The following is a 24846-nucleotide window of genomic DNA, read 5'->3' as shown; positions in this document are numbered from 1 at the left end:
AGTTGGGATGCTGCTATTGCGAACCTTTCTCAGAGTCAACGCTATTGCGAATAATTATTATCTTTGTCGCAAGCGGCCCGCGCGAACAGCCAGCAACGGATCGCGCTCGCCAGATTGGGCGGGTCAGGCGCGCCCATGCGGGCCAGGTCTATGCGGGCGATAAGGGCGTTGAGCGGCAGGCCGTCGCGCTGCGCATGATCGCGCAAGGCGTCCCAGAATATGGGTTCCAGACTGATCGCGGTCTGGTGCCCGGCAATGGTCACGCTGCGCTTGACCGGCGGGGCGAAGGGCGACGCCAAGGGGCCATCATCCGGCCCGTCCAAGGCGTCGCCCGTCATCATCAATACATGTGCTGGCCGCCATTGATCGACAGCGTGCTGCCGGTCACAAAGCCGCCATCCTCACTGCAGAAGAAGGCGACGCCGCGCGCGATTTCATGCGCCTGACCCAGACGTCCGACCGGGATCTTCGCCACGATCTTTTCCAGCACGGCAGGCGGCACCGCGGCGACCATGTCCGTGTCGATATAGCCCGGCGCGATGGCGTTGACGGTCACGCCGACTTTCGCCCCTTCCTGCGCCAGCGCCTTGGTAAAGCCGTGGATGCCCGATTTGGCGGCGGCATAATTGACCTGGCCATATTGGCCCGCCTGCCCGTTGATCGACCCGATATTGACGATCCGGCCCCAGCCGCGTTCGCGCATGCCGGCAAAGGTCGCCTTGGCCATGTTGAAGCAACCGCCCAGATTGATGCGCATGACTTCATTCCAGTCGTCAAAGCTCATCTTGGCCAGCACGCCGTCGCGGGTGATGCCTGCATTGTTGACGACGATATCGATCGGCCCAAGTGCTTCAGTCACCGCGGCGCAGCCATCCAGGCAGGCCTGGTGATCGCCGACATCCCATTTGAAGGCTGCGATGCCGGTGGCGTCGGTAAAGGCCTGCGCCTTGGCTTCATTGCCTGCATAATTGGCGGCCACAGTATAGCCCATGTCACGCAGCGCCAGGCTGATCGCCTCGCCAATGCCGCGTGTCCCGCCCGTCACGATCGCTACTCTCGACATATGCGCATCCTTCCCTACTTAACCGGCCTGGTTTATCCAGCCCGAAAGCTCACGGCCAAACAGCCTCTGATACAAAGTGATAGCCGGGGCAGACGCGTTTAGACAGGGCAAATAGGCAAAATTTTCACCCCCTACGGACAAAAAAACCTCTTTCGCGCGCAGGGCGATTTCCTCTAGAGTTTCAAGGCAATCCGCCGAAAATCCCGGTGTTGCCACAGCAATGTTTCGGACACCTTCCTGTACCAATTTGGCGAGGGTGGATTCGGTCTCCGGCTCCAGCCATTTGGCCCGCCCGAAACGCGACTGAAAGCTCATATGCACGGGCAGCGAAAGGGCTTCGCGCAGCAGGCGGACGGTCTTGACCGACTGGCAATGATAGGGATCGCCCAGATGCAGGGTGCGTTCGGGCATGCCATGGAAGCTGGCGAGCAAGGCGTCGGGGGCGAAGTCGAGTTTTGCGATGCTGTCTTCGATCGAGATTTTGAGCGCGGCGATATAGGCCGGGTCGTCATGATAGGGCGGCAGGGTGCGGATGGCCGGTTGCCAGCGCATGGCCCGGAGCGCGGCAAAGGCGGCGTCGTTGGCGGTCGCGGTGGTCGCGCCGCTATATTGCGGATAGAGCGGGGCGAGCAGAATGCGATCGCATCCGGCCGATTTCATGGCGGCAAGGCGCGAGGCGATCGACGGATTGCCGTAGCGCATCGCCCAGTCGACGACCACGCCCTCGCCCATCGCCGCCTGCATCGCATGGGCGGTATCGCGGGTGTGGAAGGCGAGCGGCGATCCCTGATCGGTCCAGACCTGGCTGTAGGCATGGGCGGATTTTTTGGGCCGGGTCGTGAGGATGACGCCGCGCAGGATCGGTTGCCAGATCAAGGGCGGGATTTCCACCACGCGGCGATCGGACAGGAATTGGGCGAGGTAGCGTCGCACCGATTTCGCGTCGGGGGCGTCGGGCGTGCCGAGATTGATGAGGAGGACGCCGACTTTGGGCGCGGGGATGGCGGGATGGTCCGATGGCAGGGTCATGTCGTTCCCAGTAGCGGCAGGCTGCGCAAACGCTGACCTGTCCATGTGTACAGGGCGTTGGCGATGGCAGGCGCGACCAGCGGCGCGGCAAGATCCGTCACGCCAGCGGGCGGCGCGGTGCTGCGGATCAGTTCCACCGTCACCTCGCCAATGTCGGAAAGGCGCGGCAGGTTCATGCGGCCCAGTATCGCGCGGGTCGGCAGGCCCCGTTCATAGGGGACGGACGCGCCCATGGCATAGGCAAGGCCATAGATCAGCCCGCCTTCTATCTGTTGCCGGGCAATGTCGGGATTGACCTGATCACCGACATCGACGGCGGCGATGATGCGGCCCACGCTCAGCCGGTTGCCGCGCACGGCGGCCTCCACCATCACGGCGGCATAGGCGCCGTTCATCATATGGGTGGCGATCCCCTGCCCGCTGCCCGCTATGCCGCCCTGCCATCCGCCCATGGCCGCAGCGGTGGAAAGGCAATGGGCGAGGCGCGGGTTGCCGCCCAGCATCTGGATGCGGAAGGACATGGCCTCCATCCCCGCCAGATGGGCGAGTTCGTCCACGAAGCTTTCGGTGAAGAAGGCGCTGTGCAGATGCGCGTTGCTGCGGGTGAAGCCGAGCGGAAGGCCGACATCGCAAGGATAATGATCCACCGCCCAGTTGGGGATGGCATAGGGCGGCACCATGCCCGCGACAGCCAGACGGCTGGCCTTGTCCGCCGATGCAGCGGCCGCTTCGTGCGGCGGCGCACCGTCGGCAATGCGTGCCCAGGTCTGCGTCATGGCGCAGGGGGCGGCGACCTTGGCCAGCCAGCCTTCTATCGCGCCGTTGCGGCCAAGCTTTGCCGCCATGCGGGCATGGGCTGGCGCGGCGGGGCGATCCTGAATCACATCTTCCAGCCGCGACCAGAGCAGTTGTACCGGGCGACCCAAATCGCGGGCGATCAGCGCGGCCTGTACCCCGGCGTCCCAATCCATCTTGCGCCCGAAGCTGCCGCCGGCATGGAGCGGATAAAGGGCGACGGCGGTTTCGGGCAGGCCCAGCGCATCGGCGATGGCGGCACGGGCAAGGCCGGGCGCCTGGGTCGCGAGCCAGACTTCCGCGCCGTCGTCGCTGACACGAGCGGTGGCGCAAAGCGGTTCGAGGGCGAGATGCAGTCCGGCGTCGACCTGATATTCGCTGGCCAGGATCGTCGCGCCTTCGAACACCGGCAGCAGGTCGCCCTGCGCATAGAGGCGGCGGCCCGATGCGCTGGAAAATGCGGCCTCCAGCGCGTCGTCGATGGTTGCGCTGCTGACCGGCGTGCCGCGCAGGGTGAATATGGGATCGGCCAGATCGAGCGCCTTGTTCGCCGCCCACCAGTTGGTGGCGACGGCGGCCAGCCAGCGATCCTGACGGAAGAGCTTGATAAAGCCGGTGACGCCGCTGGCGGACCGTTCGTCCAGCCCGGCAAGGATCGCGTCGCCGATCGGCCCCTGCCGGATCGAGGCATAGACCATGTCGGGCAGGCGGATGTCGGCGGCGAAATTATGGCTGCCGTCAATCTTTGACGGGGTATCGAGCCGGGGCAGATCCTGCCCCGACAGCCGCCCGTCCTGCCCCTGCCGCAGCGGCAGGATGGCGGGCAGGTCGAAGCCGACCGCCTGTTCGACCACATCGCCGATCTTCATCCGCCGGTCGCCGCCATCGGATATGAGGCCGTTCTGGATGTCGCAGCTTTCCCAGGGGATGTCCCAGTTCGCCGCCGCCGCCTTGCACAACAGAATGCGGGCAGCGGCCCCGGCGTCGCGGCAGGCGTCGTGGAACATCGGGACGGAGGTGCCGCCGCCCGTCAGCATCAGCGCGTTGCGGGTGGCATATTGGCCCAGCGCCCAATCCCCCGCGTCGCCCAGCAACCGGGTCCAGTCATTCGCCAGCCATTCGCGGGCCAGCAGGCTGTTGGCGTAGAGCGGGCTGACCGGCGCGCTTTGCACCGCGACGGTGCGCCAGTCCGCGCCCAGTTCGTCCGCGACGATCTGCGGCAGGAGGGTGGTGACGCCCTGCCCCGTTTCGGTCTGCGGCACGATGACGATGATCTGGCCCGAACGATCGATCTTCAGGAAGGCATTGATGATCGTTTCGCCGGGCGCGGCATTGAGGTTGGGGGCATAGCGGCGCGGCCAGGCAGCCCAGGCGATGAGCAGCCCGGCCGCCGCGCCGCCGCCGACCAGCAGCGTGCGCCGGTCAATGCCCTTGTTCGGGCCTGTTTTCTTTCGCGGGAAGCGCGCCATAGCCGCCTGATAGAGAGGGCAGCGCGGGCTGGAAAGCGTTATTCCGCCGCGATCGGCGCGATGCCCAGGCGCGGGATTTCGATCGCCGGGCAATGGTCCATCACGACCTTCAGCCCAGCGGCTTCGGCGCGGGCGGCGGCGGCTTCATTGATGACGCCCAGCTGCATCCAGACCGCCTTGGCGCCAGCCGCTATGGCTTCATCCACGACCTCGCCCGCTGCGGCGCTGTTGCGGAATATGTCGACCATGTCGATCGGCACGCCGATGTCCGAAAGGCGCGCCCAGACAAATTCGCCATGAACATGCTCGCCCGCAATCTGCGGGTTGACCGGCAGGACGCGATAGCCATGGTCCTGAAGGACTTGCATGACATGATTGCTGGCGCGGTCGGGCCGGTCGGATATGCCGACCAGGGCGATGGTGCGGGTTGCGTTGAGCAGGTCGGCAATATCCTGAGGGGCGGTCAGCGGCATGGCTATTTCTCCTTTGCGGCTATGACGAAACAGGCGGCAGGGGCGTTCCCAGCGACGGAGGATTATCGCTTAACTTCGCATATTTCCCGGCAAATGCGACATAATGTTGCGCGCGCCTGATCCTATCGCAATGCCAGTCCGATCATACAGCCTGGCCCCGCAGTAGGACAGTCAAACCGTGCGGCCGAGCCAGTCGGCCACCCTCTGCGCAATGGCGCGGAAGGCGTCGGCATGGATGCCTTCTCCAGCGGCCGGGGGATCGCCCGCGTCGGACTGGCGGCGGATGTCGATGGCGAGCGGGACCCGGCCCAGAAAGGGCATGTCCATTTCGCCCGCCGCCGCTTCCGCCCCGCCCTGCCCGAACGGGTCGGAAATTTCGCCGCAATGGGGACAGGCATAGCCCGCCATATTTTCGACAAGACCGATCATCGGCACCCCGACCTGCGCGAACAGGCTGACGGCGCGGGTCGCGTCGATCAGGGCGAGATCCTGCGGCGTGGACACGATGACCGCGCCCGCCGGCTTATGCTTTTGCACCATGGTCAATTGAATGTCGCCAGTGCCGGGCGGCATGTCCACCACCAGCAATTGCGTGTCACCCCAGTCGGCGTCGATCAGTTGCGACAGGGCATTGCCCACCATCGGCCCGCGCCATGCCAGCGCCTTGCCCGGTTCGACCAGATGCGCCATCGACAGCATCGGAATACCCGCAACGCCGGTGACGGGGATCAGCTTCTTTTCGCGCGCTTGGGGCTTCTGGTCCTCGCTGCCCATCAGCCGGGCCTGGGACGGGCCGTAAATGTCGGCGTCGACGAGACCGACCTTGTGGCCCAGCCGATGCAGCGCCACCGCCAGATTGGCCGACAGGGTGGATTTGCCCACCCCGCCCTTGCCCGATGCCACCGCGATGATGCGCAGCGGTCGGCGCTCGGCGGTCTGGGCAATGCGGACGTCCGTGACGCCCGGCACGGTCAGCCCGCCCTCGCGGATCGCGGCAAGGATCGCGTCGCGCTGGTCGGGGCCAAGCCCGCCCACATCGAGCGCAAGGGTCATGACGCCGTCCCTGACGCGCGGGGCGCTGGCGCGGCCATCGGTCAGGGCGGTCAGGCGGGCGGTAAAATCGGCGATATCGGTCATGGCGACGCCCTGTAGGAAATAATCGCAGCCATTGGCACTGTTTTTCGTGGATAAGCCTTCCTATAGAAGGGCCATGAAAAGAATTTTCGGGTGGATGCCCGGCATCATGAGCATGGCTCAAGGGCCTTGGGGCGGTAAGAGCGACGGGCCGGACGGCAATGACGGTAAGGGGTCGGGCGGCGACGGCGGCCCGCGCAACCCATGGACCCAGCCCAACCGACCCACCGGCCAGAAAGGCCCGTCGGCCATCGACGAATTGCTGCGCCGTGGTCGCGAAAGCTTTGGCCAGGGCGGCGGTGGCGGCGGCTTTGGCGGCCTGCCCCCGCGCGCCAATGGCAAGGCGTTGTGGCCCGCCGCGATCGCGCTGCTGGTGATATTATGGCTGGTGCTGACCAGCTTTCATCGCGTCGGCCCGCAGGAACGCGGCGTCGTCACCCTGCTTGGCAAATATAGCCGCACCCTGTCGCCGGGCATCAGCCTGACCCTGCCTGCGCCGTTCGAGACCGTGTCGATCGTGGATGTGGAGGAAATCCGCACCATCGACGTCGGATCGACCAGTGCGGAAAGCGAGAATCTGGTGCTGACGGGCGACCAGAACATCATCGATCTGGCCTATTCCGTGCGCTGGAACATCCGCAACCCCGAACTCTATCTGTTCCAGCTGTCGGACCCGGACGCAGCCGTGCGCGAAGTCGCCGAAAGCGCGATGCGGGCCGTGCTGGCAAGCGTCAGCCTGGACGATGCGCTGGGCGCTGGGCGCACCGCGATCGAGCAGCAGGTCGAGCAGCGGATGCAGGAAATATTGGACGGTTATCGTTCGGGCATCCGCATTCAGGGCGTCGCGATCAAGCAGGCCGATCCGCCAAGCGCGGTGAACGATGCGTTCAAGGCCGTGTCGGCAGCGCAGCAGACCGCGCAAACCTATCTGAACGAAGCGCGCGCCGCCGCCCAGCAGGTGACGGCCAAGGCGCAGGGCGAGGCCGCGTCATTCGACAAGGTCTATGAACAATATCGCCTGTCGCCCGACGTGACCCGCCGCCGCATGTATTATGAAACCATGGAGGGCGTGTTGTCGAACGTCGACAAGACCATCGTCGAAGGCGGCAATGTAACGCCCTATCTGCCATTGCCTGAAATCAAGCGCCGCGCGCAGGCGACCCCGGCCACCGGCTCTGCCGCCAGCACGGGAGGCCAGTGATGCGGGGCATATTGCGCCAACCCATCGCGATTGCGCTGATCGCCCTGTTCCTGCTGATCCTGGTCGGCAGCACGGTGACGATCGTACCGGAAACCCGACAGGGCGTGATCGTGCGCTTTGGCGATCCCAAGGCCATCATCAACCGCTATCAGCCCAACGAGACGTTCGGGAATACCGGCGCCGGCGTCATCCTGCGCTGGCCGTTCATCGACCAGATCGTGTGGATCGACAAGCGGGTGCTGTCGGTCGAGATGGAGCGGCAGCAGGTGCTGTCCACCGACCAGTTGCGTTTGCAGGTGGATGCCTTTGCCCGGTATCGCATCGTCGATCCGCTGCGCATGTATATTGCCGCTGGCAATGAGGAACGGGTGTCGGACGCGCTGCGCCCGATCCTGGGTTCCGCGTTGCGCAACGAACTGGGCAAGCGGCCTTTCGCCGCGCTGCTCAGCCCCGAACGCGGCCAGGTGATGCAGAATATCGAGGCCGGGCTGGACCGGGTCGCGCGCCAATATGGGGCCGAGATTGTCGACGTGCGGATCAAGCGCGCCGACCTGCCCGATGGCACGCCGCTGGAAAGCGCCTTTACCCGGATGCGCACCGCGCGCGAGCAGGAAGCGCTGACGATCCGGGCGCAGGGTGCCAAGCAGGCGCAGATCATCCGGGCCGAGGCGGACGCCAATGCCGCGCGCATCTATGCCGAAAGTTTCGGCAAGGATCCGTCCTTCTATGATTTCTATCGGGCGATGCAGAGCTATCGCTATACTTTCTCACCCGACCGGACCGGACAGACCAATATCATCCTGTCGCCCAATAACGAGTTTCTGCAACAGTTTCAGGGACGCAAATAAGGGTTCACCGATGCTGCGGATCATTTCGGAACCAGCATCATTCAATGAGGGTTAAGGCAAGGCGGCGCATGACCGGCTCTCTATTTGAGAGTCCCGCCTTCCATTTCCTGAAGATCATGAGAGGACCGTCACGAGTGCGTTACGCTTATGCCATTACCGGCGCCCTGTTGCTGGGCGGCACCGCCATTGCCATCACGTCCCCCAATGTCGGGGCGCAGACCGCGCAGAATGAAGGATTGCAGGCCGCTGCCCCGGCGGGCGCGCCCGCGAGCCTGGCCGATATGGTCGAGAAGCTGCAACCGGCGGTGGTCAATATTTCGACCAAACAGCGGGTCGCGGTGCAAAATCCCTTTGCCGGCACCCCCTTTGGCGACCTGTTCGGCCAGGCGCCGGGCGGACGCCCCCAGACCCGGCAGGCCCAGTCGCTGGGTTCGGGCTTCCTGATTTCGGCTGACGGCTACATCGTCACCAACAATCACGTCGTGTCGGCAGGCGCGGAAGGCGCGACCGTCGATTCGATCACGGTCACGCTGACCAACAAGGAAGAATATACCGCCAAGCTGGTGGGCCGCGATCCCGCGACCGACCTGGCGGTGCTGAAGATCGACGCGAAAAAGCCCCTGCCCTTCGTCAAGTTCGGCGACAGCACCAAGGCGCGGGTCGGCGATTGGGTCGTTGCGATCGGCAACCCCTTCGCCCTGTCGGGCACGGTGACGGCTGGCATCATCTCCGCCGTGCATCGCAGCACGGGTGGCGGTTACGAGAAGTTCATCCAGACCGATGCGTCGATCAACCAGGGCAATAGCGGCGGCCCGATGTTCGACATGCGCGGCAATGTGATCGGCATCAACAGCCAGATCCTGTCGCCGTCGGGCGGCAATGTCGGCATTGGCTTTGCCATTCCGTCCGAACAGGCCGCGCCGATCGTCGCGACCCTGCGCCAGGGCCAGAGCGTCAAGCGCGGCTATCTGGGCGTCCAGATCAGCCCGTTGGGCGAGGATCTGGCCGATTCGCTGGGTCTGGCCAAGAATCGCGGCGAATTCGTCCAGGGCGTCGAGCCGGGCAAGGGCGCGGACAAGGCCGGGATCAAGGCGGGCGACGTCATCGTGTCGGTCAATGGTCAGGAAGTGAACCCGGACCAGAACCTGTCCTCCATCGTCGCCAGCCAGCCGATCGGCAGCAAGGTGCCGATCGTCCTGATGCGCAATGGCCAGCGCCAGACGGTGACGGCGGTCGTGGGCGAGCGTCCGTCGGAAGAGGAACTGTCCAGCTTCGCCCCGCAACAGGATGAGGATTTCAGCCAGCAGGATTCCAATCCAGGCCAGGCAGCGCAGCAGTCGCTGGGCATTTCGGCGATCCCGCTGACGCCCGGCATCATCCGCCAGCTGGGCGTGGCCGCCGATACGCGCGGCGTGGTGATTACCGCCGTTGACGGATCGACCGATGCCGGGGCCAAGGGGCTGCGGCGTGGCGATGTGATCATCAGCGCGAATAATCGCCCGATCACCAGCCAGGCCGAACTGGACGCGCAAGTGAAAGCGGTGGCGGCGCAGAACCGCAACGCCATCCTGCTCCAGGTATTGCGTCGCGGCCAGCAGCCGATTTTCCTGCCGGTGCGTTTGCGCGACAAATAAGTGCCTTATGAACATTCCTCTTTCCTTGACGGCTGGAGGATAGTGAAAATGTTTCCGTCATTCCCGCGCAGGCGGGAATGACGGCTTTTTTATGGGGAAGGAACGGGGATGAGCGACGGCATTTTCATTGGTCTTGGCGCGCCGGACAAGGATGGCGGCGTCCGCCAGTTGCTCAACCTGCGCCGGGCCAATCGCCATGGCCTGATCGCCGGGGCGACGGGCACTGGCAAGACAGTGACGTTGCAGGGCATTGCCGAGAGTTTTTCCGCGCTGGGCGTGCCGGTGTTCCTGTCCGACGTGAAGGGCGACCTGTCCGGCATCGCCATGGCCGGTTCCCCGACGGCCAAAAATGCCGACAAGCTGGTCGCGCGCGCAGCCGAGATCGGCCTTTCCGATTATAGCTATGCCGACAATCCGGCGATCTTCTGGGATCTGTATGGCGAACAGGGCCATCCGATCCGCACGACCATCAGCGAAATGGGGCCGTTGCTGCTGGCGCGGCTGATGGGCCTCAACGAAACGCAGGAAGGCGTGCTGTCGATCGCGTTCAAATATGCCGACGAGGAAGGGCTGCTGCTGCTGGACCTGGGCGATTTGCAGGCAATGCTCAGCTTTTGCGCGGAAAATGCCGACACGCTGTCGGCGCGTTATGGCAATGTTACCAAGGCCAGCGTCGGCGCGATCCAGCGGCAATTGCTCCAGCTTGAAAGCCAGGGCGGCGCGCATTTCTTCGGCGAACCGGCGCTCGACATTCACGACATGATCAAGGTGGATGAGCAAGGGCGCGGTTATGTGAACATATTGGCCGCCGACAAGCTGATGCAGAGCCCGAAGCTTTATGCGACGTTCCTGTTGTGGCTGCTGAGCGAATTGTTCGAAACGCTGCCCGAAGTGGGCGACCCGGACAAGCCGGTGCTGGTCTTCTTCTTTGACGAGGCGCATCTGCTGTTCGACGATGCGCCCAAGGCGCTGACCGACAAGATCGAGCAGGTGGTGCGGCTGATCCGGTCCAAGGGCGTGGGCGTCTATTTCGTGACCCAGAACCCGATAGACATACCAGAGGACGTCGCCGGGCAATTGGGCAACCGGGTACAGCACGCGCTGCGAGCCTTCACGCCGCGCGACCAGCGCGCGATCAAGGCGGCGGCAGAGACGTTCCGCATCAATCCCGACCTGAATGTCGAGACGGCGATTACCGAATTGAAGGTCGGCGAGGCGCTGGTGTCGCTGTTGCAAGAGGATGGATCGCCCGGCATCGTCCAGCGCACGCTGATCGCACCGCCGCGATCGCGGCTTGGCCCGGTAAGCCCCAAGGAGCGGGCGATCATCCAGTCGATTTCCCCGGTTGCGGGCAAATATGACGAGGCGATCGACCGCGAATCGGCGGAGGAGATACTGGCCGCGCGCGGCAATGCCGCCGCTGCTGCCGCCGCCGCGAAGAAGGCGCAGGACGAAGCCGAGCGGACTGCCGCCGTGCAGGCCAAGGCGGAGGCCAAGCAGCGCGAACAGGAGATCAAGGCGCAGGCCCGCGCCGACGCTGCCGCCGCGCGCGAGGCGGCCAAGCCGTCCGCGCTGGACAAGGCGATCCAGTCCGCGACGCGCGCGGCCGGCTCATCGGTCGGGCGGCAGGTCGCCAACGAACTGGGCCGGGCGGTGTTTGGCGGGTCGAGCCGCAAATCGTCGAGCGGCGGGATTGCGGGTCGGCTGGTGCGCGGGATTTTGGGCAGTTTGTTCAAGTAAGTGCATTGACATAGCCTGCCAGCCGCCGTTCGGGTTGAACCTGTCGAAGCCTTGTTCTTTTCAACCCTTCGGCAAGCTCAGCGCGAATGGACGATGGAGGATGACGGCAAAAGCCATGGCATGGCGCGGCCAAGAAAAGCTGCGCCCATCACCCCGCGCCATGGTTGCCTGTTTGCCCGCACAGCGGCTAAAGCCGGTCGCATGACAGCCCCCTCCCCGCATCGCCATCCGCTGCATTTCGGCGATTTCCGGGCCTATCTGATCGGTCGGATGACCGCCGTGCTGGCGCAATATAGCATGATGATTGTGCTGGGCTGGCAAGCCTATAATATCGCGCGCGAGACCATGACGACGGCGGGCGCTTCGGCCCAGTTGGGGCTGATCGGCCTGGCGCAATTCTTGCCCCTGTTTTTCCTGACGCCGCTGACCGGATGGGTCGCGGACCATTACGACCGGCGGATGATCACCCGGCTAACGCTGACGATGCTGACCGCAGCGGCCGGATTGCTGGCCTTCGCGACGTTCGAGGGCTGGGTCGGGCTGCCGCTGATATTCGGCATCGCCGTCATCGTCGGCATCGCCCGCGCGTTCAACGGCCCGGCCTATGGCGCGCTGGCCCCCAATCTGGTGCCGCGCGAGGTGTTGCCCAACGCTATCGCCATATCGGGCGTGGTGTGGCAGGCCGGGTCGATCGTGGGGCCAGCGCTGGGCGGCTATGCCTATGCGGCGACACCCTGGGGCGCCTATGCGCTGGCTGCGATACTCTATGGGGTGGCGCTGGGCGCGATGATGCTGATCGGCCCGGTGCCGCAGGCCGCGCGCGACGTCACCCGCCACCCGATCCGCCAGATGATCGACGGGCTGAGCTATGTGCGTTCCAACCGGCTGGTGCTGGCGACCATCACGCTGGACCTGTTTGCGGTGCTGCTGGCGGGGGCGACTGCGCTGTTGCCAGTCTATGCGCGCGACATATTGCATGTGGGATCGGCGGGCCTGGGCCATCTGGCCGCAGCGCCGGGGGTCGGCGCGGGGCTGATGGCGCTGTGGTTTTCGTTCCGGCCATTGCGGAATGAAGTCGGCATCAAGATGCTGGGCGCGGTCATCCTGTTCGGCATCGCCACGATCGCATTTGGCTGCACCGCCTTCCTGCCGCGCAGCATCGCGATGGAATTCGGCATCGGCGCGCTGGTGATATTGGGCGCGGCGGACATGATTTCGGTGTTCGTGCGCCAGTCGCTGGTCCAGCTTCACACGCCGGACGCCATGCGCGGGCGGGTGTCGAGCCTGTCGCAACTGACCATTTCCGCCTCCAACGAACTGGGCGAGGCGGAAAGCGGATTTCTGGCCGCGCTGGTCGGGCCGGTTGCCGCTGTCATTGGTGGCGGTATCGGTGCTATCGTCATCACGCTGTTCTGGGCGCGTCTCTTTCCCGAATTGCGCCTTGCACGCACCTTCGACCCACCCGACATAAGGGCGGCGGACCTCAGCCAGGAGAAAGCCCCATGAAAGCTGCCACGATACTCGAAACCATCGGCAATACCCCGCATGTCCGGGTGAACCGGCTGTTTGGCGATGCGCCCGAAGGCACGGAAGTCTGGATCAAGTCGGAACGCTCCAATCCGGGCGGGTCGATCAAGGACCGGATCGCGCTGGCCATGATCGAGGCCGCCGAAGCGTCGGGCGAGTTGCAACCGGGCGGCACCATCATCGAACCGACATCGGGCAATACCGGCGTGGGCCTGGCCATGGTCGCGGCGGTGAAGGGCTACAAGCTGGTGCTCGTCATGCCCGAAAGCATGTCGATCGAGCGGCGGCGGCTGATGCTGGCCTATGGCGCCAGTTTCGACCTGACCCCGCGCGAAAAGGGGATGAAGGGCGCGATCGAGCGCGCGCTGGAACTGGTGGCGCAGACGCCCGGTAGCTGGATGCCGCAGCAGTTCGAGAATCCCGCCAATATCGCGGTCCACGCCCGCACCACGGCGCAGGAGATACTGGCCGATTTCGCCGACGCGCCGATCGACGTGCTGATCACTGGCGTGGGCACCGGCGGGCACATCACCGGCACGGCCGAAATGCTGAAAAAGGCCTGGCCGGGCATCAAGGTCTATGCAGTCGAGCCGACCCTGTCGCATGTCATCAGCGGCGGCCAGCCCGGCCCCCACCCCATTCAGGGCATTGGCGCGGGCTTCATTCCGGCGAACCTGCACACGCAATTGCTGGACGGGGTGATCCAGGTCGATCCCGCCGATGCCAAGGACTATGCGCGGCGGTCGGCCAGCGAGGAAGGCATATTGGTGGGCATTTCTTCGGGCGCGACGCTGGCGGCGATCGCGCAGAAACTGAAGGATTTGCCAGCGGGCAGCCGGGTGCTGGGCTTCAACTACGACACCGGCGAACGCTATCTGTCGGTGCCCGATTTCCTGCCGGAATGATCATCACGCAATGACGGGTGACTCTGTTTCCAGCGAGCCGCGTCCATGGATGTGGATCGTCTGGCTGGCGCTGTTCGCTGGCCTGCCTGCCGCTGTGGCGGGTTGGGAAGCGCGCGCGCCGCGCGCGGGGGGCGAAGCGCATTTTGCCCGGAGGGGTCTATCCCACGCGGTGCGGCCACCCAGCCCGCCGCCGCCGGTGGAGCCAGTGGCGGTCTATGCCCTGCCCGCCGACCGCGCGCGGGCGCTCAATGCCGCCATCCCCTTTTCCCGGCTGGCCAACCCGGCGGCGCGGCCATTCCGGTTCGAAGGCTCCGAGACGGACCTGGCCCGCGCCGTGGATTGCCTGGCCGCGGCGCAAATCTATGAAGCGGGCGACGATGCCGTGGGCGAGCGCGCCGTCGCGCAGGTCGTCCTCAATCGCGTGCGCCATCCCGCCTTTCCCAAGACGGTGTGCGGCGTCGTCTTTCAGGGGCAGGAACGCACCACGGGTTGCCAGTTCACCTTCAGCTGCGACGGCGCGCTGGCCCGCACCCCCTCCCCGGCCGCATGGGACAGGGCGCGCGCCATTGCGCGCGGCGCGCTGGCAGGCGACGTGTTCAAGCCGGTGGGCTATGCGACCCATTATCATACCGATTGGGTGGTGCCCTATTGGAGCGGCAGCCTGGACAAGCTGACGCGGGTGGGCACGCATCTTTTCTTCCGCTGGCGCGGCTGGTGGGGGACGCCGCCAGCCTTTCGTGCGCGCACCATCGATGGCGGCGAGCCGCTGATCGGGCGGATTGCGCGCCTTTCCCCTGCGCACAGCATGGCGACCCCGCTGCTGCCCGGCGCCATCACGCCAATGGCCGACAGCGCAGACGCGATCGCCGCGCAGGCACGGCAGGCGATCGGTCTTGATCAGATCGGCAAGAGCGTGGGCGGCGTAAGGCTGATCGCTCTGGCTGACATGCGGAGTTTCCTGGTGGAGTTACCACGCGGCAGCAAACCCGACAGCTGGCCGGAAAGCGCCCGCACCTTTTGCGCCGGGCGATCCCAATGCCGGATCATGGGGTGGACGGCAAATGACGCGCCGAAGGAGTTGCCGCTGACGCTGGCCAATCTGGCCGCGATGCGGTTTTCCTACATTCACGACACGCAGAGTGGGTTGCAGCGGGCCTTGTGGAATTGCGACCAGACCCCGCGCGCCGACAAGCGGGACTGTATGCGTCGGCGGGTGCCGGTCGCCATGCCTGCACCGCCAGCGCCGACCGGACTGGCCGGGGTGCGGCGTATGGACCGTTTTGAAACGGTGAAGATTGCGCCAGCGCCGGGAACGCCGCCAGACGACGCTCGCCAACCCTGAAGACCCGCCGATTATTTCGTTGCGAACTGACCGGCTTCTGCCCGGAACGCGTCGCGTGCAAAGGCGCGGACGGCGGCGGCAGTCTTGAACTTCTCGTCCTGAAGCAGCGACGAGGTCAACGGATAGCCTTGCGAATTATAGCGGGTTTCGCGCACGGTGAGGCGGAAATGACCTTCTTCATCCTTGCTGATCAGGAAGGGACGGATTGCTGTACGGCTCATAGGGCCTCCTTTGTGAATGACAGAAAAAAGGGAGCGCCGACCGGCGCTCCCCCGACAATTCCAATATCAGCCCACCATATCCGCAACGATCTGCTTGAGCTGAACCGCGGACAGGGTGCCACCCGGCGTCAGGCCGGGATGAAAGGGCCGCTTCCTGTCGAACATCGAAAGGGTACGGCGTTGAGTCTTGTTTGAATGGGTATGCAAAATGATTCCTTGCGGCCAGTGCCGCGTAACATATGAGTTGGATCGCGCCCGGCACCATGCCGGACCAAGCGACCATACAGGGTGTCGGCCGCGCGAGGGGCGCGACCGGGCCAGGCCGTCAGCGCGCGCCTTTACGGCTCTTGCGCGCCTGATAGCGCGCATCGCGCGCGGCCTTGCGCTCTTCGTCGGTCAATGCCGGCTTGATCGCAGCAGCGGCAGCTTCCGCCTCCAGACGAGCGCGTTCCGCCTTGGCGGCGCGTTCTTCTTCGCGGGCGAGCTTGGCCTGCTGACGCTTTTCCAGTTCGGCAGCCGCCTTGGCTTGCGCCGCGGCAGCCCGCTGGGCCGCCAGCACCGGATCAACCGGGGGCTTGGCCCGCAACTTGGCAAGTGCCTTGTCACGCGCCTGTGTGGCGAGTGCCCTGCGTTCCTGAAAATCGGGTTCCTTATATTTCAGCATTCGTTCCAGTCTGTCCTGCATTGCGCATGATTTGAGGGGGACGCGCGATTATTCGCACATCCCGGCTTTGTGAGGCGCGATAGGGGACAAGAGGAGAAGCCTGAAGGCAGTCCGATATCCGTCAAAAGGCGACGTAAGCAGCTTCCATATAGCAGCTGTTGCCGCAAAAGGGAAGGCGCAGGCGAAAATGGCTCCCTGGCGGCAAGGACGCAGCGGTGCTTACCCCCTTCACAAAGGGGGAGGCCTGCCCTATATGCGACCTTCGAAATCCGGTTCAGGCAGCTTTACGGCATGGCAGGAACCGTCTCCCGAATCGTCCGGGGTACAGGGTCGCATTGCGCACGATCACTGGCAGTATGGGGCGAATTTGGCGGGTTACAAGACGCTGACAGTGCGGTTCGGACAGTCCCGACCCGCACTTTTTTGCGTGGATGCGGAAGGGCGAATCGCCCCTTTTCATTCGCGTTCAGGCTGAATTTTCGCTGCGATGCGAAAAATACGCGACGAACGAAGGCAAGGACAACGCATGGCGACCAAGGCTCCCTCCATCAGCAACACCGGCGCGAAGAAGCGCATCAGAAAGGTGTTCGGCGACATCCACGAAGTGGTGCAGATGCCGAACCTGATTGAGGTTCAGCGCGAAAGCTATGAACAATTCCTGCGGTCGGACCCGTCGATCGGCTATGTGTCGGGTCTGGAAAAGACGCTGCGCAGCGTGTTCCCGATCCGCGATTTCGCCGGAACCGCCGAAATGGATTTCGTCCATTACGAGCTGGAAGACCCGAAATACGACACCGAGGAATGCCGTCAGCGCGGCATCACCTATGCAGCGCCGATGCGCGTTACCCTGCGCCTGATCGTGTTCGAAGTGGATCAGGACACCGAAACCCGTTCGGTGCTCGATATCAAGGAGCAGGACGTTTACATGGGCGACATGCCCCTGATGACGGGCAACGGCACCTTCATCGTCAACGGAACCGAGCGCGTCATCGTCAGCCAGATGCACCGTTCGCCGGGCGTGCTGTTCGATCATGACCGGGGCAAGACCCATTCGTCGGGCAAATATCTGTTCGCCGCGCGCGTCATCCCCTATCGCGGTTCGTGGCTGGACTTCGAGTTCGACGCCAAGGACATCGTCAACGTCCGCATCGACCGCAAGCGCAAGCTGCCGGTCACGGCGCTGCTCTATGCACTGGGCCTGACCGCCGAGGAAATTCTGGGTCACTTCTACAACAAGGTGACCTTCGTGCGCAGCGAAGGCGGCTGGCAGATTCCCTATCTGGCCGAAGCCTGGCGCGGCCTGAAGCCGGCCTTTGACATTGTCGATGGCAATTCGGGCGAAGTCGTGTTCGCCGCCGGTCACAAGATCAGCCCCCGCGCCGCCAACAAGGCGGAAAAGGACGGCCTGACCACGCTGTTGATCCCGACCGAGGAAGTCTATGGCCGCTACAGCGCCTATGACCTGATCAACGAAAGCACCGGCGAAATCTACATCGAGGCCGGTGACGAAGTTACGCCCGAAAATCTGGAAAAGCTGGACAAGGCGGGCGTCGACCGCCTCGAACTGCTCGACATCGACCATGTCAGCACCGGCCCGTGGATCCGCAATACGCTCAAGGCCGACAAGGCCGAAGAACGCGATCAGGCGTTGAGCGACATTTATCGCGTCATGCGCCCCGGCGAGCCGCCGACGAAGGAAACGGCGGAATCGCTGTTCGCCGGCCTGTTCTTCGATCCTGAGCGCTACGACCTGTCAGCGGTCGGCCGCGTCAAGCTGAACATGCGTCTTGACCTGGACGCAGAGGACACCGTCACCACGCTGCGGACCGAGGATATTCTGGCCGTCGTCAAGGAACTGGTGAACCTGAAGGACGGCAAGGGCGAAATCGACGATATCGATAACCTGGGCAACCGTCGTGTCCGTTCGGTCGGCGAATTGCTGGAAAACCAGTATCGCGTCGGGCTGCTGCGCATGGAGCGCGCCGTCAAGGAGCGCATGTCGAGCGTCGACGTATCGACCGTGATGCCCAACGACCTGATCAACGCCAAGCCCGCCGTGGCCGCCGTGCGTGAATTCTTCGGCTCCTCGCAGCTGTCGCAGTTCATGGATCAGACCAATCCGCTGTCCGAAGTCACTCACAAGCGCCGCGTGTCGGCGCTTGGGCCGGGTGGTCTGACGCGCGAGCGTGCGGGCTTTGAAGTCCGCGACGTTCACCCGACCCATTATGGCCGTATCTGCCCCATTGAAACGCCCGAAGGCCCGAACATCGGCCTGATCAACTCGCTGGCGACGTTCAGCCGGGTGAACAAGTACGGCTTCATCGAAACGCCCTACCGCAAGGTCATCGACCATAAGGTGACGGACGAGGTCGTGTACCTGTCCGCCATGGAAGAGGCCAAGCACACGATCGCGCAGGCCAACGCCGAAGTCGATGCCGACGGCCATTTCGTCGAGGATCTCATCTCCAGCCGCGAAGCTGGCGAGTTCCTGATGGCCCCACGCGACCATATCACCCTGATGGACGTCAGCCCCAAGCAGCTGGTGTCGGTCGCCGCATCGCTCATTCCGTTCCTGGAAAACGATGACGCCAACCGCGCGCTGATGGGATCGAACATGCAGCGTCAGGCCGTGCCGCTGGTACGGGCCGAAGCGCCGTTTGTGGGCACCGGCATGGAAGGCACGGTCGCCCGTGACTCCGGCGCGGCGGTCGCGTCCAAGCGGGCGGGCATCGTCGATCAGGTCGACGCGACCCGTATCGTCATCCGCGCCACCGGCGACATCGCGCCGGGCCAGTCGGGCGTCGACATCTACACGCTCCAGAAGTTCCAGCGTTCCAACCAGGACACCTGCATCAACCAGCGTCCGCTGGTGAAGGTCGGCGACCTGATCGAAGCTGGCGACGTCATCGCCGACGGTCCCTCGACCGAATTTGGCGAACTGGCGCTGGGCCGCAACACGCTCGTCGCGTTCATGCCCTGGAATGGCTACAACTATGAAGACTCCATCCTGATCTCCGAACGGATCGTGAAGGATGACGTCTTTACCTCGATCCATATCGAGGAGTTTGAGGTCATGGCCCGCGACACCAAGCTGGGGCCGGAAGACATCACCCGCGACATCCCCAATGTCGGCGAGGAAGCGCTGCGCAACCTCGACGAGGCGGGCATCGTCTATATCGGCGCCGAAGTGGAGCCGGGCGACATTCTGGTCGGCAAGATCACCCCCAAGGGTGAATCGCCGATGACCCCGGAAGAAAAGCTGCTCCGCGCGATCTTCGGTGAAAAGGCGTCCGATGTGCGCGACACGTCGCTGCGTCTGCCGCCGGGCGTTGCCGGGACGGTCGTTGAAGTGCGCGTGTTCAACCGCCACGGCATCGACAAGGACGAGCGCGCCATGGCGATCGAGCGGGAGGAAATCGACCGCCTCGCCAAGGATCGCGAGGACGAACGCGCCATCCTGAACCGTGCGACCTTCAACCGGCTGCAGGAAATGCTGCTGGGCCAGACCGCCACGGCCGCGCCCAAGGGCGTGCGCAAGGGTGTGGAGATCGACGAAGCCCTTCTCGGCGAAGTCGAGCGGCACGAATGGTGGAAGTTCGCGGTGGCGGACGATGTCCGTCAGGCCGGCATCGAAGCGGTCAAGGCGCAATATGACGAAGCGGTAAAGGTCATCGTCGACAAGTTCGAGGACCGGGTCGACAAGTTGCAGCGTGGCGACGAACTGCCGCCGGGTGTGCTGAAGATGGTCAAGGTGTTCGTCGCGGTGAAGCGCAAGCTGCAGCCGGGCGACAAGATGGCCGGCCGTCACGGGAACAAGGGTGTCATTTCGCGCATCCTGCCGATCGAGGACATGCCGTTCCTGGAGGATGGCACCCATGTCGACATCGTGCTCAATCCGTTGGGCGTGCCGTCGCGCATGAATGTCGGGCAGATTTTCGAAACGCATCTGGGCTGGGCTGCCCGCGGCCTTGGCCAGCAGCTCAAGCATGCGCTGGAAGAATGGCGCGAGGCCAATCCCAACCCGTCGGCGGGCGACATGCCCGACGCGGTCAAGGATCGGTTGCTGACCGCCTATGGCCCGCAATATGCCGCCGAGATCGAAGCGCGGACGCCCGAACAGATCGTCGATCTGGCCGAGCATCTGGAACGCGGCGTGCCGATGGCGACGCCGGTGTTCGACGGTGCGCGCGAAGCGGACGTGTCGACCATGCTGGAACTGGCGGGGCTGCATTCGTCGGGTCAGAGCGACCTGTTCGATGGCCGCACCGGCGACAAGTTCGACCGCAAGGTCACGGTCGGCATTATCTACATGCTCAAGCTGCATCACCTTGTCGACGACAAGATCCATGCCCGCTCGATCGGCCCCTACTCGCTCGTTACCCAGCAGCCGCTGGGTGGTAAGGCGCAGTTCGGTGGCCAGCGCTTCGGGGAAATGGAGGTCTGGGCGCTCCAGGCCTATGGCGCCGCCTATACGTTGCAGGAAATGCTGACGGTGAAGTCCGATGACGTGGTCGGCCGCACCAAGGTCTATGAAGCGATCGTCAAGGGCGACGATACGTTTGAAGCGGGCATCCCCGAAAGCTTCAACGTGCTCGTCAAGGAAATGCGCTCGCTGGGCCTCAACGTCGAACTCAATTCGCTGGATGAAATTCCAGAGGATGAAGGCGGCTTCGCGGCGGCGGCGGAGTAATGCTGATCCGGCTCGGCATCGCGGTTCTCTGGATAGCGCTCATCCTCGATGTGGAGCGTAACGGAATGACCGGAACGCCGAGCCGATACGCTCTCTACGTTGCATTGCTGCTGCTACAGATGGGTGTGTTTCTACCATATCCGCGCCACAGCAAAGCTCAGGATTTTTCCCAAGAGGGAACTGAAAAATGAACGAACTGACCAACTTCGCCAATCCGGTCGCCAAGACCGAGACTTTCGACCAGATCCAGATCGGCCTTGCCTCGCCAGAGCGCATCCGCAGCTGGTCCTTCGGCGAGATCAAAAAGCCCGAAACCATCAACTATCGCACGTTCAAGCCCGAACGTGACGGCCTGTTCTGCGCGCGTATCTTTGGCCCGATCAAGGATTATGAATGCCTGTGCGGCAAGTATAAGCGCATGAAATACAAGGGCATCGTCTGCGAAAAGTGCGGTGTCGAAGTCACGGTGAGCAAGGTGCGCCGCGAGCGCATGGGCCATATCGAACTGGCAGCCCCGGTTGCGCATATCTGGTTCCTGAAATCGCTGCCTTCGCGCATCGGCCTGCTGCTCGACATGCAGTTGAAGCAGCTGGAGCGCGTCCTCTATTTCGAAAGCTATATCGTCATCGAGCCGGGCCTGACCCCGCTGGAGAAATATCAGCTGCTCAATGAGGACGAACTGCTCGACGCGCAGGACGAATATGGCGAGGACGCCTTCTCCGCCGGGATCGGCGCCGAAGCGGTCAAGCAGATGCTGATGGACCTCGACCTGGAAGGCGAGAAGCAGGTCCTGCTGGAAGAGCTGGCGACGACCAAGTCGGAGCTGAAGCCCAAGAAGATCATCAAGCGTTTGAAGGTCGTCGAAAGCTTCATCGATTCGGGCAACCGCCCCGAATGGATGATCTTGGACGTCGTGCCCGTGATCCCGCCAGAACTGCGCCCGCTGGTGCCGCTGGACGGTGGCCGGTTCGCGACGTCGGACCTCAATGACCTGTATCGCCGCGTCATCAACCGCAACAACCGCTTGAAGCGGCTGATGGAACTGCGCGCGCCGGACATCATCGTCCGCAACGAAAAGCGCATGTTGCAGGAAGCGGTCGACGCCCTGTTCGACAATGGCCGTCGTGGCCGCGTCATCACCGGCGCGAACAAGCGTCCATTGAAGTCGCTGTCCGACATGCTCAAGGGCAAGCAGGGCCGCTTCCGCCAGAACCTGCTCGGCAAGCGCGTCGACTATTCGGGCCGTTCGGTCATCGTGACCGGGCCGGAACTCAAGCTGCACCAGTGCGGCCTGCCCAAGAAGATGGCGCTCGAACTGTTCAAGCCGTTCATCTACGCCCGCCTGGATGCCAAGGGTCTGTCCATGACCCTGAAGCAGGCCAAGAAGTGGGTCGAAAAGGAGCGCAAGGAAGTCTGGGACATATTGGACGAGGTGATCCGCGAGCATCCGGTGATGCTGAACCGCGCACCGACGCTCCATCGCCTCGGCATCCAGGCGTTCGAACCCGTGCTGATCGAGGGCAAGGCGATCCAGCTTCACCCGCTGGTCTGCTCGGCCTTCAACGCCGACTTCGACGGTGACCAGATGGCCGTTCACGTTCCGCTGAGCCTGGAGGCCCAGCTGGAAGCGCGCGTGCTGATGATGTCGACCAACAACATCCTGTCGCCCGCCAACGGCAAGCCGATCATTGTGCCGTCGCAGGACATGGTGCTGGGCATCTATTATCTGTCGATGGAACGCGAAGGTGAGCCGGGCGAAGGCATGTTGCTGAGCGACATGCAGGAAGTGCATCAGGCGCTGTTCACCAAGTCGGTGACGCTGCACAGCAAGATCATCAGCCGCGTGCCGCAGACCGACGAGGCGGGCAACAGCTACCTGAAGCGTTATGAAACGACGCCGGGCCGCATGTTGCTGGGCGAATGCCTGCCCAAGAACCACAAGGTTCCCTTCGACGTCGTCAACCGCCTGCTGACCAAGAAGGACGTCGGCGACGTGATCGACGAGGTCTATCGTCACACCGGCCAGAAGGACACGGTGCTGTTCGCCGACGCCATCATGGCGCTCGGCTTCCGCCACGCGTTCCAGGCCGGCATTTCGTTCGGCAAGGACGACATGGTCATCCCCGACAGCAAGGTGACGCTGGTCGACGAGACCAAGGCGCTGGTTGCGGACTATGAGCAGCAATATCAGGACGGCCTGATCACCCAGCAGGAAAAATACAACAAGGTGATCGACGCCTGGTCGGGTTGCGGCGATCGCGTCGCAAACGCCATGATGGACGAGATCCGCGCCCAGCCCAAGGATCCGCAGACCGGTCGCCTGGCGCAGATCAACTCGATCTACATGATGGCGCATTCCGGTGCGCGTGGCAGCCAGGCGCAGATGAAGCAGCTCGCCGGGATGCGCGGCCTGATGGCCAAGCCTTCGGGCGAGATCATCGAAACGCCGATCATCTCCAACTTCAAGGAAGGCCTGACCGTCCTTGAATATTTCAACTCCACCCACGGCGCCCGCAAGGGTCTGGCCGACACCGCGCTCAAGACGGCGAATTCGGGTTACCTGACCCGCCGTCTGGTCGACGTTAGCCAGGACTGCACGATCGTCGAGGAAGATTGCGGCACCGACCGCGCGCTGGAGATGAAGGCGATCGTACAGGGCGGTTCGACCATCGCGTCGCTGGGCGAACGTATCCTGGGCCGCACCACGGCGCAGGACATTATCGACAGCAAGGATGGCAGCATCGTCATCCCGATCGGCACGCTGCTGGACGAACCGATGATCGCCAAGATCGAAGCGATCGGCACGCAGTCGGTGAAGATCCGCAGCCCGCTGATCTGCGAAAGCAAGATGGGCGTTTGCGGCAAATGCTATGGTCGTGACCTTGCCCGCGGTACGCCGGTCAATATCGGTGAAGCGGTCGGCGTCATCGCGGCCCAGTCAATCGGTGAGCCTGGCACCCAGCTGACGATGCGGACCTTCCACATCGGCGGCGCGGCGCAGCTCAACGAAACGTCGAACCTGGAAGCGATTGCCGACGGGACGCTGGAACTGCGCGACATGCCGACGATCACGGACAGCCGTGGCCGCCGCCTGTCGCTCGCCCGCAACGGCGAACTGGCGATCATCGACAATGAAGGCCGCGAACGCGCCGTGCATCGCCTGCCTTATGGTGCGACCATCCTGTTCGAGAATAACGCACAGGTTAAGCAGGGCGACCGGATTGCCGAATGGGATCCGTTCACCATGCCGGTGATCACCGAGCGTCCGGGTATCGTCAAATATGTCGACCTGATCGACGGCAAGACGCTGACCGAACAGACCGACGAAGCGACCGGCATCGCCCAGCGCGTCGTCACCGAGCATCGCGGTTCGAGCCGTACCAAGGAGGATCTGCGTCCGCGCCTGACCCTGCTGGACGATGGTTCGGGCGAAGCGGCCCGCTATATGCTGGCCGTGGGCGCGACTCTCTCGGTCGAGGATGGGCAGACGGTGCAGGCCGGTGACGTGCTGGCGCGTGTCAGCCGCGAAGCCGCCAAGACCCGCGACATCACGGGCGGTCTGCCGCGCGTGGCCGAGCTGTTCGAAGCGCGCAAGCCGAAGGACAACGCCATCATCGCCAAGGTGTCGGGCCGCGTCCAGTTCCTCAAGGACTATAAGGCGAAGCGCAAGATCGCCATCAATCCTGAGGATGGCGGCGAGCCGGTCGAATATCTGATCCCCAAGAGCAAGGTGATCGACGTTCAGGAAGGCGACTATGTCAAGCGCGGCGACAATCTGATCGGCGGTTCGCCAGATCCGCATGACATTCTGGAAGTTCTGGGTATCGAGCCGCTGGCCGAATATCTGGTCGCGGAAATCCAGGAAGTCTATCGCTTGCAGGGCGTGAAGATCAACGACAAGCATATCGAAACGATCGTTCGTCAGATGTTGCAGAAGGTCGAGATCACCGAGTCCGGCGACACCACCTTGCTGGTGGGCGAGCAGGTCGATCGTGAGGAAATGGACGAAATCAACGCCAAGCTGGCGCCGGGCTTCCTGCCTGCTGCTGGCAAGCCGGTGTTGCTGGGCATCACCAAGGCCTCGCTCCAGACCTGTCTCTTATACACATCT

The 24846-nt window shown here is 63.8% G+C and carries 18 protein-coding genes and 1 pseudogene; 10 read left to right on the top strand and 9 right to left on the bottom strand.

All coding sequences use genetic code 11. The features are described from left to right. Positions 1 to 41 precede the first annotated feature (41 nt). From FE851_RS02990 to FE851_RS02965, 6 genes are all read right to left on the bottom strand, one after another. Positions 42 to 341: a ribbon-helix-helix domain-containing protein gene (locus FE851_RS02990; RefSeq protein WP_145199703.1), complete on the bottom strand. Its 300-nt coding sequence runs from the start codon at positions 339 to 341 to the stop codon at positions 42 to 44. Then, entirely contained in the window at positions 341 to 1063 is a 723-nt protein-coding gene (phbB, locus tag FE851_RS02985) for an acetoacetyl-CoA reductase (protein ID WP_145199700.1), read from the bottom strand. Before phbB ends, FE851_RS02990 begins: the two co-directional genes overlap by 1 nt. A gap of 18 nt (positions 1064 to 1081) precedes the next feature. After that, positions 1082 to 2092 (bottom strand): ferrochelatase, encoded by a 1011-nt coding sequence (gene hemH / locus FE851_RS02980; protein ID WP_145199698.1) that lies wholly within the window; start codon positions 2090 to 2092, stop codon positions 1082 to 1084. Next, positions 2089 to 4356 (bottom strand): molybdopterin cofactor-binding domain-containing protein, encoded by a 2268-nt coding sequence (locus tag FE851_RS02975; protein ID WP_145199696.1) that lies wholly within the window; start codon positions 4354 to 4356, stop codon positions 2089 to 2091. The genes hemH and FE851_RS02975 overlap by 4 nt, the downstream gene beginning before the upstream one ends. Before the next feature lie 38 nt (positions 4357 to 4394). Further along, complete coding sequence (locus FE851_RS02970) at positions 4395 to 4829, bottom strand: CoA-binding protein (protein ID WP_130752463.1); 435 nt, start codon at positions 4827 to 4829, stop codon at positions 4395 to 4397. Positions 4830 to 5000: 171 nt separating this feature from the next. After that, a complete protein-coding gene (locus tag FE851_RS02965; protein WP_019051649.1) occupies positions 5001 to 5966 on the bottom strand; it encodes an Mrp/NBP35 family ATP-binding protein in 966 nt (321 codons plus the stop codon). A 73-nt stretch (positions 5967 to 6039) separates the two neighbouring features. On the opposite strand from FE851_RS02965, the gene hflK reads away from it, so the two are divergent. From hflK to FE851_RS02930, 7 genes are all read left to right on the top strand, one after another. Continuing rightward, positions 6040 to 7164: an FtsH protease activity modulator HflK gene (hflK, locus tag FE851_RS02960; RefSeq protein ID WP_174302219.1), complete on the top strand. Its 1125-nt coding sequence runs from the start codon at positions 6040 to 6042 to the stop codon at positions 7162 to 7164. Next, complete coding sequence (gene hflC, locus FE851_RS02955; protein ID WP_107124150.1) at positions 7164 to 8012, top strand: protease modulator HflC; 849 nt, start codon at positions 7164 to 7166, stop codon at positions 8010 to 8012. Before hflK ends, hflC begins: the two co-directional genes overlap by 1 nt. 134 nt (positions 8013 to 8146) lie before the next feature. Beyond that, a complete protein-coding gene (locus FE851_RS02950; protein ID WP_107124151.1) occupies positions 8147 to 9646 on the top strand; it encodes a Do family serine endopeptidase in 1500 nt (499 codons plus the stop codon). Positions 9647 to 9754: 108 nt separating this feature from the next. Next, a complete protein-coding gene (locus tag FE851_RS02945; protein WP_017182617.1) occupies positions 9755 to 11386 on the top strand; it encodes a helicase HerA-like domain-containing protein in 1632 nt (543 codons plus the stop codon). Between the two features lie 201 nt (positions 11387 to 11587). After that, positions 11588 to 12892, top strand: coding sequence for an MFS transporter (locus FE851_RS02940; RefSeq protein WP_026002297.1), 1305 nt, complete (start codon positions 11588 to 11590; stop codon positions 12890 to 12892). Then, entirely contained in the window at positions 12889 to 13818 is a 930-nt protein-coding gene (cysK, locus tag FE851_RS02935; RefSeq protein ID WP_145199693.1) for a cysteine synthase A, read from the top strand. The genes FE851_RS02940 and cysK overlap by 4 nt, the downstream gene beginning before the upstream one ends. A 10-nt stretch (positions 13819 to 13828) precedes the next feature. Next, on the top strand, positions 13829 to 15160 hold the full coding sequence (locus tag FE851_RS02930; RefSeq protein ID WP_409994470.1) for a cell wall hydrolase: 1332 nt from the start codon (positions 13829 to 13831) through the stop codon (positions 15158 to 15160). An 11-nt stretch (positions 15161 to 15171) separates the two neighbouring features. Here the strand turns inward: FE851_RS02930 and FE851_RS02925 are convergent, their stop codons facing one another. From FE851_RS02925 to FE851_RS02920, 3 genes are all read right to left on the bottom strand, one after another. After that, positions 15172 to 15381: a hypothetical protein gene (locus FE851_RS02925; RefSeq protein WP_017182613.1), complete on the bottom strand. Its 210-nt coding sequence runs from the start codon at positions 15379 to 15381 to the stop codon at positions 15172 to 15174. Positions 15382 to 15447: 66 nt separating this feature from the next. Further along, positions 15448 to 15588: a hypothetical protein gene (locus FE851_RS25975; protein ID WP_165418723.1), complete on the bottom strand. Its 141-nt coding sequence runs from the start codon at positions 15586 to 15588 to the stop codon at positions 15448 to 15450. 118 nt (positions 15589 to 15706) lie between these two features. Then, positions 15707 to 16045: a DUF6481 family protein gene (locus tag FE851_RS02920; protein ID WP_229380596.1), complete on the bottom strand. Its 339-nt coding sequence runs from the start codon at positions 16043 to 16045 to the stop codon at positions 15707 to 15709. A gap of 526 nt (positions 16046 to 16571) precedes the next feature. Between FE851_RS02920 and rpoB the strand changes: the two genes are divergently transcribed. The 3 genes and pseudogenes from rpoB to rpoC form a co-directional block, all read left to right on the top strand. Further along, the gene (gene rpoB / locus FE851_RS02915; RefSeq protein ID WP_019051643.1) at positions 16572 to 20735 is read left to right on the top strand and encodes a DNA-directed RNA polymerase subunit beta; all 4164 of its coding nucleotides are present in this window, start codon (positions 16572 to 16574) and stop codon (positions 20733 to 20735) included. Beyond that, the gene (locus FE851_RS02910) at positions 20735 to 20926 is read left to right on the top strand and encodes a hypothetical protein (RefSeq protein ID WP_145199690.1); all 192 of its coding nucleotides are present in this window, start codon (positions 20735 to 20737) and stop codon (positions 20924 to 20926) included. The genes rpoB and FE851_RS02910 overlap by 1 nt, the downstream gene beginning before the upstream one ends. Further along, positions 20923 to 24816 (top strand): annotated as a pseudogene (gene rpoC / locus FE851_RS02905) (DNA-directed RNA polymerase subunit beta'); the annotation flags it as partial. The gene FE851_RS02910 and the pseudogene rpoC, both read left to right, overlap by 4 nt. Between the last annotated feature and the right edge of the window lie 30 nt (positions 24817 to 24846).

The organism is Sphingobium sp. B2 (genome assembly GCF_007693735.1).
Lineage (GTDB): Bacteria > Pseudomonadota > Alphaproteobacteria > Sphingomonadales > Sphingomonadaceae > Sphingobium > Sphingobium xenophagum.
This window is presented reverse-complemented; position numbering and strand designations above follow the sequence as displayed.